Annotated in this window: 10 protein-coding genes; all 10 read right to left on the reverse strand. The window is 32.4% G+C overall.

The annotated features are described in order from the left end of the window. Position 1 precedes the first annotated feature (1 nt). Positions 2-2,026 carry a DUF3858 domain-containing protein gene (locus tag AC3ITQ_RS02890; RefSeq protein WP_489236739.1) on the reverse strand — a complete coding sequence of 675 codons (2,025 nt, stop codon included), beginning with the start codon at positions 2,024-2,026 and terminating at the stop codon, positions 2-4. A 7-nt stretch (positions 2,027-2,033) separates the two neighbouring features. Next, a complete protein-coding gene (locus tag AC3ITQ_RS02895; RefSeq protein WP_489236740.1) occupies positions 2,034-3,941 on the reverse strand; it encodes a DUF3858 domain-containing protein in 1,908 nt (635 codons plus the stop codon). Positions 3,942-4,004: 63 nt separating this feature from the next. Next, complete coding sequence (dtd, locus tag AC3ITQ_RS02900) at positions 4,005-4,457, reverse strand: D-aminoacyl-tRNA deacylase (RefSeq protein ID WP_489236741.1); 453 nt, start codon at positions 4,455-4,457, stop codon at positions 4,005-4,007. Between the two features lie 34 nt (positions 4,458-4,491). Further along, positions 4,492-4,854 (reverse strand): four helix bundle protein, encoded by a 363-nt coding sequence (locus AC3ITQ_RS02905; protein WP_489236742.1) that lies wholly within the window; start codon positions 4,852-4,854, stop codon positions 4,492-4,494. A 30-nt stretch (positions 4,855-4,884) separates the two neighbouring features. Further along, entirely contained in the window at positions 4,885-5,868 is a 984-nt protein-coding gene (rsgA, locus tag AC3ITQ_RS02910) for a ribosome small subunit-dependent GTPase A (protein WP_489236743.1), read from the reverse strand. A 304-nt stretch (positions 5,869-6,172) separates the two neighbouring features. After that, a complete protein-coding gene (locus AC3ITQ_RS02915) occupies positions 6,173-7,255 on the reverse strand; it encodes a bifunctional 3-deoxy-7-phosphoheptulonate synthase/chorismate mutase type II (protein WP_099709674.1) in 1,083 nt (360 codons plus the stop codon). Between the two features lie 12 nt (positions 7,256-7,267). After that, entirely contained in the window at positions 7,268-8,128 is an 861-nt protein-coding gene (locus AC3ITQ_RS02920) for a prephenate dehydrogenase (protein ID WP_489236744.1), read from the reverse strand. Positions 8,129-8,238: 110 nt separating this feature from the next. Further along, the gene (locus AC3ITQ_RS02925) at positions 8,239-9,384 is read right to left on the reverse strand and encodes a pyridoxal phosphate-dependent aminotransferase (RefSeq protein WP_489236745.1); all 1,146 of its coding nucleotides are present in this window, start codon (positions 9,382-9,384) and stop codon (positions 8,239-8,241) included. 131 nt (positions 9,385-9,515) lie between these two features. Continuing rightward, positions 9,516-10,358: a prephenate dehydratase gene (locus tag AC3ITQ_RS02930; RefSeq protein WP_489236746.1), complete on the reverse strand. Its 843-nt coding sequence runs from the start codon at positions 10,356-10,358 to the stop codon at positions 9,516-9,518. A gap of 328 nt (positions 10,359-10,686) precedes the next feature. Further along, on the reverse strand, positions 10,687-12,567 hold the full coding sequence (locus AC3ITQ_RS02935; RefSeq protein ID WP_489236747.1) for an AAA family ATPase: 1,881 nt from the start codon (positions 12,565-12,567) through the stop codon (positions 10,687-10,689). Between the last annotated feature and the right edge of the window lie 60 nt (positions 12,568-12,627).

A 12,627-nucleotide genomic window follows, 5' to 3' on the forward strand; every position in this document is an offset into this window, starting at 1 on the left:
TTTATATTCTTTTTAAAACTATTTTCTCTGTTTCTTTTGCAACCATTCCTTTGTAATATTCTTTTAGCATTTCATATTTTTCAGTTGACACGATTGGTTCATTAATTTGATGTGAAACTACCAATTGTAAAGTTCCATCATTTGCAACAATATTAAATTTGAAGGTACCTATATTATCTTCCATTGTAATTACAGCAGGTGTTGGCAATGTTTCAACTACAAAGCCTTCCGGTATTTTAATTGTGATATTATATTTATCAGTAAATGGGAATCCAAAATCCACTGGATATTCTCTTACTTCCTGTTTAAATGGATTTTCTTTATTCGTAAGAAACAGCATCGGATTTACATAAATTTTTCCGCCAATCATTTCGCACAAATTATTTCCAGTAAACGTATAAGTCTCGATCATTGGCAACAAAATATCTTTCTCATTCTTCCTTGCATATTCACTTACTTCAATTTTATTATTCTCATTTTCTAGTTTCTCCAAATATTCTTCCTCTACAACCCCATCCATATTATCTCTTGTAATCAAGGCATTGTAATCTGTACATTGTCTTCTTGTTTTACCTGTAACTTTACCCTCAGCATCAATACTATAATTCATAAAAATCATATCATTTGATGATTTCTTAGGCATTAAATCTACTTCTTCAGAAGTTCCGTCTTTACGAATCAATCTTCCATACCAATTTAAAGTTCTAAAAGGTAAAACATTTGGAACCGAGTATTTATCAGAAGCATCTAATAAAACATTTCCTTCTGGTGTTTCGACTTGAGCAATTACATAATTAAAAGCAGTTCTGTTAGGAAATAATGCAATTCCGTTAGAGCGCGTACTTACTAAAACCGGGTTCGCTGTTAAGCCAGCGTAACGCAACATAGCAGTCAACATTAAATTGATATCGCCAATATTTCCTGTTTTTTCTTTATAAGCCTTTTTGACTCCAAGATCGCAATCATAACCTGTATATTTATTCCACTTTATATTCGATTTTACATGATTTAATATCGCTAATATTTTTTCATCAGGCGTGTTTTTTCCTGCTAATACTGTTTTTAAATCTTCTTCGAAGTAACCCGTTTTATTTAATTCGGGTCCAAAAGTATCATAATCGTAAATTGTTTTTGCAACTGAACTCCAATCTGTAGAATAAGACTTAATTGTTTCATTTGGAAATTTTACCATAGCCAATTCATATTGAATACTAGCAGTATAATTATCAATATTGTTAACAAAAGCCTCGTCTTTTATCGCCGGAAAATTCTCTGCGATATGAGTCGTTTTTGTCTCCATATAATCTATTTTATCCTGAGAAAATTCTGTTTTTGTAGTTCCTCCCAGAAGACCTCCTGAAGAAACTCTTTCTTTAGAAGTTAACACGATCGATTTACTATTTTTTTCGACAGTTACTTTAGGAAAAACATAGCCCTTTTGTTGAGAGTTAAAAGTATAATACTCCGGAATGTATGTTATAAATTCAGAATAGTTGACAGGAATACTGGTTTGAAAATTCCATTCTCTGATCATTCTGGCGGTACTCCTAATCGTATACTTAAATTCTATCACCGAGCCTTCTTTAACATTAGGCATTGTTATTTTTTTCTGTCCTCTGAATTTATTAAGAACTTCATCAAACATGCCTTCACTTTTTAATTTAGTTTTCTCAATTTTACCATTGACTAAATTATAAGTAACGGCATCATTAAAAGACACTTTCTCAGACAAGTTAGTATTATTATAATACCAAACTTCGTGGGTCGCCCAATCGTACCCTTCTTTTTTATAGATTTTAATTCTTGTTTCGACATCCGTAATTGTAACAAAACCGTCATTCTGATTGTATTCAATTCTCGAACTTCCTTTTTTATACAAAATAGCAGCTGACGCCGATGAATCTTTTGGATGTACTTTTTGCTCTAATTCAGCTATGGATACTTTTCCTAATTTAAATTCTTGAGCAGTAGTTCTCGAAAAAAAGAACAAAACAGTTAATAGAGTAAATAATTTAATACATTTCATTTTGTGGCTAATTCTTGGTTAGTATAATTTTTGCGTTATCATTTCTTGCAATTTGCTCCATAAAAAGGCGGTATTCGTCATATTCTTTATTTGAATAATTACCTTTATTTACAAACATGGAGCGTTTGTAAAGCAGTTTGTTGTTTTCTTTTTTAATAATTTCTGTCTTATACTCTCCAAATTTTCCTTTTAATTCATAGTTTGAAGGAATAAACTCGATAGTAAAACCAGTTGGTAAATTAATTTCTATTTCATCTGTGTCTAAATAACCACGCTGAACCTGAAATGGATTCTTTCTATTTCTGATTCGCTTAACATTTCCTGTGTTTTGATTAAAAGCATCAATTGCAAAAATCATTTTATTTGCTGATATCGATGCGTAACTTGTAGCACTAACCTGAAGATCTTCTGTAAAACGAATATTCTCCTTATCGTTTGTAAAAGCTATTTTTCCGAGTTTCAAATTATTGATATTATCCCAGTATTTTTTATAATGCGATTCTTTTTCTGTTGGCTGAAAACTCTCCAGTCTTTGCTTTAAACTATATTTTGAGCCTTCTGAAAGTATCGAAACTGAACCCGAAAAATTCCCGCTTTCATCAATCGTAAAAATTCCTTTATCAATTTGCCTATTACCTTTGTCTTCATAAATTTTAGTTCTGACAATTACTCCGCCCTCCGGCTTAACTACCAAAACATCACGATCGTCTGTAAAAGTTCCCTGATATCCAAAAGGATCATCCTGACTCGTACATTCCAGAAAAGTATAGTTATCTCCGTTCGGGATTGCCAGGATCATATGGTTTCCCTGCATGGAGACAAAATCTGACTGGATATCAGACTTATAAGTATCACCATATAAAATCGTATTATAGGAAGGAACATCGACAGCTTGTAAAAGTGCCTTAGTATAATTTGACAAAGCCTTACAATCTCCGTAACCTAAGCGATCTACATCCGTTGCCAGCATCGGCTTCCATCCTCCAATTCCAACAGCAATATTTACGTATCTTGATTTCTTCTGAACATAGTCGTAAATGATTTTTGCTTTTTTTATCGGATCTTTTTCATCTCCTACTAATGCTTTTATTTTCACTTTAGTTTCTTCTGATAAATCGGTGGTTCCTGTTAGAATTTTGTCACTGTACCATCTCCCAAAAGCTTCCCAGGTTTTAGCAGTTCCGTCAACACCTTCTAAATGAAAATTCTCTAAACCCATCATAATTCTGGGAAAAAGATCCCTGCCAGACGGACTTAAACTTTCCGATTTCTGAGCTAATATATTAGTCGCAACATAACTTAATTGCGTATCCGTATCTAAAGTTTTCTTGATTGCATAACCCGAAAAATGGAATTCTTTCTTTTTGAATCCGAGGTTATTAGGAAAAGTAACATTCAAAACAGATTTCTCAATACTTACAGCATAACCTCCCAAGAAATACCATTGAGGTAAAAAAGCTGTATTTGAACTTTCAATCTCGCTATTGTAAACCACAGTAAAAGGATAAGAAACCGGAGTATATTCTAAAAAAATCACACGATTGTCCGAAAAAAGAGTACTTCCGCTGACAGCACTCTGGTCTTTAAAATCTTTTCTTTTAACTTTCTTGATTTCATTGCCAAAAGCATCATAAACAATTGCTTCAATACTTTTTACTGAAGTTGATTTATCATACCCCTGATAAGCATCGATATCACTTAACCCCGTTCCGTTAAAAACCGTTACTACTCTTTGTACTTTAATATTCATACTGCGTTGCGAAGTAATGACAATATCCATTTTATCTAAACGGACCACAGCATCTGCATTTGCCTTAAGACTATCTGAAATAGTTAATACAGAATAATCGCTCTTTTGAGCAGAAGAAATAAGCGTAAACAATAAAAAAATTAACGCAAAAAAAGGGCTTTTCATTAGTAAGTAATTTCTTCAAATATATATTATTTTTAGAAATTCTTAACATTTGTTTAGTATTTTTTATTCCCTGTTTTTGCTGTCCATTATAATTGTAACAGGCCCATCATTTAACAGGCTGACTTTCATATCAGCACCAAAAATTCCGGTCTGTATTTTTTTATCAAAGTCTTTTTCCAGGGATTTTACGAAGGTCTCATACATTGGAATAGCAAACTCTGGTTTTGAGGCTTTTATGTAGGATGGACGATTGCCTTTTTTTGTAGAAGCGTGAAGTGTAAATTGGCTTACCACAATAATATCACCATCAATATCCTGAACCGAGCAGTTCATTACGTCATTTTCATCACCAAAAATTCTCATTTTAATGATTTTTCCAACCAGCCAGTCAATGTCTTCCTGAGTGTCGGCATCTTCTATTCCGACTAAAACTAATAATCCTTTTTGAATATCGGCAACAATTTTAGATTCGACAGTTACGGATGCTTGTGATACTCTTTGAAGAACAACTTTCATGAAAATGGTGAATTATGAATGGTTAATTGTGAATTTATATTGAAGTTAATTTTTGTTTCGTTGTAATTATGATTGAAGCTAGAATTTTATTGATTTCTACAATATCAGATTTGATTGATTTGAATTGAGATTCATTTAAATAATCGGACTGAAACAACAATTCTAACCAATAATCCGTTTCATTTGCTTCTTTCTGTGCAATGGCAAGTTTATGTATAAAATCTTTTTTACTTTCTGCCTGTTCTGATTCACGAACTAATGCTCCTATAGAAGTACCGCTACGAAGTAATTGTTTACTTAAGACAAACTCTCTTTTTTCTTGATTTAAAAACTGAAACAGTTTAATAATCCTCAAAGCAAAATTAAAAGATTTTGTTTTTATAACGTTATCAGCCATAATTCACAATTAACCATTTACAATTCACAATTACTTCTGATTTCTTGTTTCATCGCTAATTTTACGATCCTCATCATAAGTGTCTGTGCGATAATTTTCTTCATCGCCTTCGAGGATTTTCAAATAACTATTATAACGGGACCACGCGATCTCGTCTCTTTCTAATGCGGCTTTAATAGCACAATGCGGTTCTTCTTTATGCAAACAATTGTTAAACTTGCACTGATCTTTTAATCTAAAAAATTCAGGGAAATAACCGCTGATTTCTTCTTTCTCCATATCCACAATTCCAAAACCTTTAATTCCGGGTGTATCAATAATTTTGGCATTAAAGGATAAATCATACATTTCGGCAAAAGTCGTTGTATGCTGACCTTGTTTACTGGCTTCAGAAATGGTTTTGGTCTTAAGATGCAAAGAAGGTTCCATAGCATTTACCAAAGTCGATTTTCCAACACCTGAATGTCCGGAGAACATGCTTACTTTACCAATCATCATTTCCTTTAATTCATCAACCCCTTTCATTTCAGTTGAAGAAACTCTTAGACATTTGTAACCAATCTGCTGATATACGTATTGCATATACAATTGATCTTCCAGAGTTGGTTCATCAAAAGTATCAATCTTATTAAAAACCAAAATAGTTTCAATATTGTAAGCTTCGGCAGTTACTAAAAAACGATCTATAAAATTGAAGGTTGTTGGCGGATTATTAATCGTTATAAGTAAAAACACACGATCAATATTCGAAGCAATAATATGCATTTGATGCGAAAGATTAACCGATTTACGAACGATGTAATTCTTTCTTTCGTGAATATTAAAAATCGTTCCGGTTACGGCATCTGAAGTTTCTTCCAATTCATAATCGACAATATCACCTACAGCAATAGGATTAGTACTTTTAATACCTTTCATCCTAAACTTCCCTTTCATACGGCATTCTATAAAATCGCCTTGTTCCGATTTTACGGTGTACCAACTTCCTGTAGATTTATATACGAGTCCTGTCATTCTTTAATTTTAGATTTCAGATTTTAGATTTCAGATTGAAATTAAATCTTTGCAAAGATAAATGAATAATTTTAAAGATTGTCCTAGGTTTCATCCGTAGGGATAAAGATTATGATTATTGATTACGTCACCACGGTTGAAACCGTTGGCTATATATTATAAAACAAAAATCCCCACTCTTCTTTCGAAGAAATGGGGATTAAAAAAACAATCTATTTTTAAAATTATGATATAAGAAAACCAAATAACAAAATTCAGATAAAACCAAATTTAACTTATATCACTTATATGTTTTTAGAGAAAATTATGCGTTGAAAATTTTCTCCTGATGACCAATACTTTCCTGGTGGATTGCTTTGAACATTCTCAAAACAAATTCTTCAGTAAGACCTTTTTTCTCACCTTCTAAAATCATTTTCCCTAAGATTTCATTCCAACGATTGTTTTGAAGAATCGCCACGTTTGCATCTTTTTTCACCTGACCAATTTCGTCAGCAACTTTCATACGTTTTCCTAATAACTCTAATAAGTTAGCATCAAGTACGTCGATATTAGCTCTTAGTTTAGTCATTTTTTGGCTGTACTCATCTGTAGTATCATCTGTTTTTCTGATAGTCAAATCTTTAATGATTTGTTTCAAAGCATCTGGAGTAACTTGTTGAGCAGCATCAGACCAAGCGTTGTCCGGATCGTAGTGCGTTTCGATAATCATACCATCGTAGTTCAAATCTAAAGCCTCTTGCGTTACTTCAAAAATCATTTTACGATCTCCGGTAATGTGAGATGGATCGATGATTAATGGCAAATCAGGAAATTTATTTTGTAATTCGATAGCAATCTGCCATTCTGGAATGTTTCTGTATTTTGTTTTTTCGTAAGTAGAGAAACCTCTGTGAATAACTCCTAACTTCTCAATTCCAGCCATGTGTAAACGCTCAACACCACCTAACCATAAAGCTAAATCCGGGTTTACTGGGTTTTTAACCAAAACGATTTTGTCAGTTCCTTTCAAAGTATCAGCAATTTCCTGAACTGCGAAAGGGTTTGCAGTTGTACGGGCACCAACCCATAAAACGTCGATATCATGTTCTAAAGCCAGTTTACAGTGAGCTGCAGTCGCAACTTCAGTTCCCATCAATAAACCAGTTTCTTTTTTAGCTTTTTGCAACCATTTTAAACCAATTTCTCCAACACCTTCAAATCCTCCCGGACGCGTTCTTGGTTTCCAGATTCCAGCTCTGAATACACTAACTTTTGAATCTTTCAATTCATGAGCAATCTTTAATACTTGATCTTCCGTTTCTGCACTACAAGGTCCAGCTATCACAAGTGGGTGATTTAAATTGAAATCTTCTAACCACTTTCTCATTTCTTTCTTATTTTCCATCTTAATTCTAATTTACTTTTTAGTTGTTGTTAATCCGTTTAGTATTTCTTTTATTTTATTTGTGCTTTCCATTTCTTCAAAAATGGCATTGTAATTATCTTCTTTTAGCAAATCTCTAAACCGACTGAGATTTGAAATATATTCTTCTAATGTTTCAATAACGTGTTCTTTGTTCTGCTTAAAAATCGGCGTCCACATTGCGGGAGAACTTTTTGCTAAACGAACCGTACTTTCAAATCCACTTCCCGCCATATCAAAAATATCCTGTTCGTCTTTTTCTTTGTTCATTACCGTTTTTCCGAGCATAAACGAACTAATGTGCGACAAATGCGAAACGTAAGCAATGTGTTTGTCGTGCGAAGTCGGATCCATATATCGAATCCTCATTCCGATTTCGTTGAAAAGCTGTAACGCCTTTTCCTGCAATTTAAAAGTGGTTTTTTCCACTTCACAAATGATGTTTGTCTTTCCTTTAAACAAACCTCTTATCGCCGCCGAAGGTCCAGAAAACTCTGTTCCTGCAATTGGATGCGTTGCGATAAAATTTCTTCTTTTCGGATGATTGGCAACTGCATCACAAATTGGTTTTTTAGTTGAACCCACTTCAAAAACAATTGTTTTGTCTCCAACTAAATCCAATACTTTTGGCAAAACAACCAGCGCCACATCAACCGGAACCGAAACAATTACAAAATCGGCTCCAGCCAAATCTTCAAAGTTCCCTGCCTGATCGATAACACCCAAATCAATTGCTTCCTGCAAATGTTTTTCGTTGCTGTCAATCCCAAAAATAGTCGCGTTTGGATGTTGGTCTTTGATGTCCAGCACCATCGAACCTCCTATTAACCCTATTCCTATTACGTATACTTTCATACTATTTCTTTAAATTCCAAGTTTTAAATTCCAAATTCCAATTAAAAGGGCTTCGACTTCGCTCAGCCTAACAATCTGGACAAAAATCTTGATTCTTGATTCTAAAATCTTTAAAACCGATCTATCGCTTCTTGTACTTTTTCTTCTTTCACACATAACGAGAATCTGATATATCCTTCTCCATTGCTTCCGAAGATTGTTCCCGGTGTGATAAAAATGTGTTTCTCGTATAATATTTCGTCAATGAACTTTTCTGCTGATTCGATTCCTTCCGGTAATTTGGCCCAAACAAAAAGTCCAACTCCTTCTTTATAAACTTCGCAGCCTAATTTTTCTGCTAGTTTTTCTGTCAATTCTCTTCGGCGTCTGTAAATTTTGTTTTGATCTTCAAACCATAATTTATCACAATTCAACGCTGCAATTGCACCTTTCTGAATTCCGTAATACATTCCGCTGTCCATGTTGCTTTTTACTTTCAGCACTGCATCGATAATTTCAGGATTTCCTAAAACCATTCCAACTCTCCAGCCCGCCATGTTGAATGTTTTACTTAATGAATTTAATTCTAAAGCCACTTCCTTCGCTCCTTCAACCTGCAATAAACTCATCGGATTATCATTCAAAACAAAACTATACGGATTATCGTTGACCAATAATATGTTATGTTTTTTAGCAAAAGCAACCAATTTTTCAAATAACGCTAAACTTCCTCTCGCTCCTGTTGGCATGTGCGGATATCCCAGCCACATGATTTTCACTTTCGAAAGATCTAGTTTTTCTAAAGCTTCAAAATCCGGTTCCCATGCATTTGCTTCTTTCAGATCGTAATAAACCGGAACCGCTCCAACCAAATTAGTTACCGAAGTATACGTTGGATAACCTGGATTCGGAATCAAAACGTGATCGCCTTCATTTAGAAAAGCTAACGAAATGTGCATAATTCCTTCTTTTGAACCCATCAAAGGCAAAATTTCATTATTCGGATTTAATGCAACACCAAATTGATTCTGATAAAAATCTGCCATTCCTTTTCTCAATTCCGGTAATCCCTGATAGCTCTGATATCCATGCCCGTTTTCATCTTGAATTGCCGCGGCAACCGCTTCAATTACTGCTTTCGACGGACTCAAATCAGGGCTTCCAATTCCCATATTGATGATAGATTTTCCTTCAGACATTAGTTGACGCACTTCTCTCAATTTTGATGAGAAGTAGTATTCTTCAACTGTATCTAATCTTTTTGCTGTTGTAATCATTATTTTTTGCTTTAGGCCGTAAGCTTTAGGCTTTAGGCTCTTTTTAAACTTTTATTTTTGCTTTAGACAGTAAGCTCTAAGCTTTTTGGACTTTAAGACTTTCGACTTTCCAACTTTATGACTTTATGACTTTATGACTCACTACTCAAAGGTTTAGTGTTTTTATATTCTCCTAACACTTTAAAATATTCTGCCATTATATTTAGTAACGCTTTGGCTTTTGCAAAATCTTCGTATTTCTCAAATGTTACATCTACGAAAAACGAATATTTCCAAGGTGTTTCAATTTTTGGAAGCGACTGAATCTTTGTTAAATTCAATTTGCAGTCGCTCATTACATTCAAAACTGCTGCTAAACTTCCTCTTTTGTGATCTAATTCAAATTTGATTGAAGCTCTGTTGATTTCGCTCTCCGGTAAAAATGAATTCTGTTTTTTAATGATTACAAAACGAGTCATATTGTTTTTGATCGTTTGAATTTCCGGAGCGATGATTTCTAAATCATACATTTCAGAAGCCGTTTTACTTGCAATTGCAGCGATTCCTGTTAATTGTTTTTCCTGAATTCTTCTTGCAGTTTCAGCTGTATCTTTATCTTCAACCAATTTAATGTTTGGATACTGTTTTAAGAAATCCATACATTGTAAAATTGCCATTGGGTGTGAATGAACTTCTTTTATATCTTCAATTTTATGACCTTTTAAAGCCATTAAATTTTGGTGAATGCTTAAATAATGCTCTCCAATAATGTGTAAATTGTTCTTGTCAATCAAAGCATAATTCGGAATAATTGGACCTGCAATCGAATTTTCAATCGCCATAACCGCCTGATCCGATTTTCCTGAAAGAAGGCTGTCAATTAATTCTTCAAAAGACAAACACTCATCAATAGCCACATTTTCAGAGAAATACTCCTTCACTACCTGATGATGGAAAGAACCTTTTATACCTTGTATTGCAATTTTAGTTGTCATATATTCAAAAAAAAATCCTGATTTTCATCAGGATTGTATATTAGTTTTATTTGTCTTTTATATTTCTCAAATAACCATAGCACAATCCTTACTTCTACTAAAGAAGAAATAAAAAGAGTTGCTAAAATAAAAACGGTTAGATGCCATTTTGTTTGTGTTATTATTTAAATTCTCTGCGAATGTATAAATTATTTTTAGTGCACCAAAAAAAATAATGAATTTTATGAAACAAAAAAGGATTTCTTAACAAAATCTACCAGTTTTGTAGGATAATTTAATAAATCAGTCTTAAAATGCGATTTAGGCAATTGGTTTTGAGTTTCTAAGATTAGCATATTTCTTCTGGAAAATACTTTTTTAACAATTCATGAGTTGAACCGTCACTCTGTAATAACTTAATAGCTCGTTCTGTAAAATTACTAATCTGAAAGTTTTTATTGGCAATTTTCTTCAAACCTTTGTCATTAAATATACTTAAAATCATACTGTAATTTTCAGTTTTTATAATTTCATTTATTTCTTCTTCTCTTTTAGAATACCATTGCTCCAAATTCACCTCCTCAATGAAATTTTGGAAATTTGCACTAATTATTGACAAATCATTCCCCCTCTTAACATGAGTATTTTGAAAATAATAATTCATTTTTGTTGACAAATAATTTGAAATTTGTAGCTCTTTTTTAGCAGATAATTCAGTTAATATTTCCTTTTTAATCGATTCTACTTTAGCCAAATCTGTCAAAGTTGTTTTACAAAGTTTAGCAAGGAACGCTTCATCAAGCAATAAATTTTCAGGCTCGGCAACTTTGTAGATATAAATATTCTCTTTTTTAATTGATTCTATTCTTTCTACCGAATGATAATCCCCATCAATAATTCCAATAGCTTTTGTATTAATATTAGGCATTTTATTAAATGCTTTTGTGTGATTAATAACTTGAAAGCAATTACCAACTGGAGTGATAGTGTATTTGGGAAATAATATGTTGTAAATTTTCTCATCAATACTACCTTTTTCTCCTTCACAGAAAAGAATATTTTTTCTACTTCCTAACAATTCGAACAACAAAGCTTCCGGTATCTCATTATTTGGAATATCTTCTATCTCCCATTTGTCTGGAAATTCAAAGGATTTGATCCATATTTTTTTTGCAGTGGTCCTGCTAGTAGCAAAATCTAAATCATGGGTTAAATACACAAATAAACAATCTGATCTTTCTATTTCTAATCTATCCCACAACTTTTTTAAAATGGTTTTATGTAAATACATTTCGGGCTCATCAATAATTACAAATCCATTTTTGGGAGCCTGCAAAACCTGCGCAATAAGGAATAGCATTACTTTTTCACCATCACTCATTTGTTTAATTGAGTAGTGATTTGCAGATTGGAATTGCAATGTAATATTCATTCCATCAATACAATCAATTTTTCTATGTTCGATTAAAGAATTCCAGATTTCAAAAGTTTTATCTAAATTGGTTACTGGAGGTTTAGATATTAATTTACCCTCAGAATCTTGCACAATTGATTTTTTTCTATAATCGTTTCCTATGAAATTATTTTCCGCCAAAAGATTTTTAAGAACAATTTCAAATTCAGATTTTAAATAATCGAAATTATTTGGGTCCTTATTTGTTTTGTCAATTTTTTGATATTTATTTAAATCTTCTTTTGTTTTTGTAGGGTTTGAAATTCCGATAATGTCTCTAATAAATAAAACCCTTTGTGCAGAAATCACGACACCGTTATTTAACAAGTAGGTCTTAAATTTATTTGACAATGTTGTTTTCCCACTTCCATTTGCGCCAATAGCAACGACATTATCAGAAAAAAAATTAATCTTCTTAAAAAACTCCAAATTAAAATTTACATTTTCATATTGCAAATTTATATGGCGAAAATTATTCTCAATCTGATTTTTAAAATGAATTTTATTTGTATTTACAAAATCTAATCTAGTTTGCCCTCTAAATGGCAAAGCATTTAAAAATGTATTTACATTCTGTGTAAATTGATTTATATAATTAGTTGAAAAATTATATTCCTCAGAAATCTCAATTAAAGAATCAGTCAAAATAATCACTTTCTCAAAATCATCAAGAATTGATTTTTCAATTTCGCATTCTACAGCAACTTCTTTATGAAATTTTAAGTCATGTAAAGATTCTTCTATAAACGTTTTGAATTTTATTAATTGTTGATCCATAAATTGTATGTTTTTTAATCAAGATAAATCCTAAATAAAAAAAGCAGTTATCATTACAAC

This window comes from Flavobacterium sp. KH_001, from assembly GCF_057840745.1.

Excerpts from the sequence above, each read along its gene's own strand:
- AC3ITQ_RS02890 (WP_489236739.1), bottom strand. The coding sequence starts at position 2,026 with ATGAAATGTATTAAATTATTTACTCTATTAACTGTTTTGTTCTTTTTT.
- AC3ITQ_RS02895 (WP_489236740.1), bottom strand. The coding sequence starts at position 3,941 with ATGAAAAGCCCTTTTTTTGCGTTAATTTTTTTATTGTTTACGCTTATT.
- dtd (WP_489236741.1), bottom strand. The coding sequence starts at position 4,457 with ATGAAAGTTGTTCTTCAAAGAGTATCACAAGCATCCGTAACTGTCGAA.
- AC3ITQ_RS02905 (WP_489236742.1), bottom strand. The coding sequence starts at position 4,854 with ATGGCTGATAACGTTATAAAAACAAAATCTTTTAATTTTGCTTTGAGG.
- rsgA (WP_489236743.1), bottom strand. The coding sequence starts at position 5,868 with ATGACAGGACTCGTATATAAATCTACAGGAAGTTGGTACACCGTAAAA.
- AC3ITQ_RS02915 (WP_099709674.1), bottom strand. The coding sequence starts at position 7,255 with ATGGAAAATAAGAAAGAAATGAGAAAGTGGTTAGAAGATTTCAATTTA.
- AC3ITQ_RS02920 (WP_489236744.1), bottom strand. The coding sequence starts at position 8,128 with ATGAAAGTATACGTAATAGGAATAGGGTTAATAGGAGGTTCGATGGTG.
- AC3ITQ_RS02925 (WP_489236745.1), bottom strand. The coding sequence starts at position 9,384 with ATGATTACAACAGCAAAAAGATTAGATACAGTTGAAGAATACTACTTC.
- AC3ITQ_RS02930 (WP_489236746.1), bottom strand. The coding sequence starts at position 10,358 with ATGACAACTAAAATTGCAATACAAGGTATAAAAGGTTCTTTCCATCAT.
- AC3ITQ_RS02935 (WP_489236747.1), bottom strand. The coding sequence starts at position 12,567 with ATGGATCAACAATTAATAAAATTCAAAACGTTTATAGAAGAATCTTTA.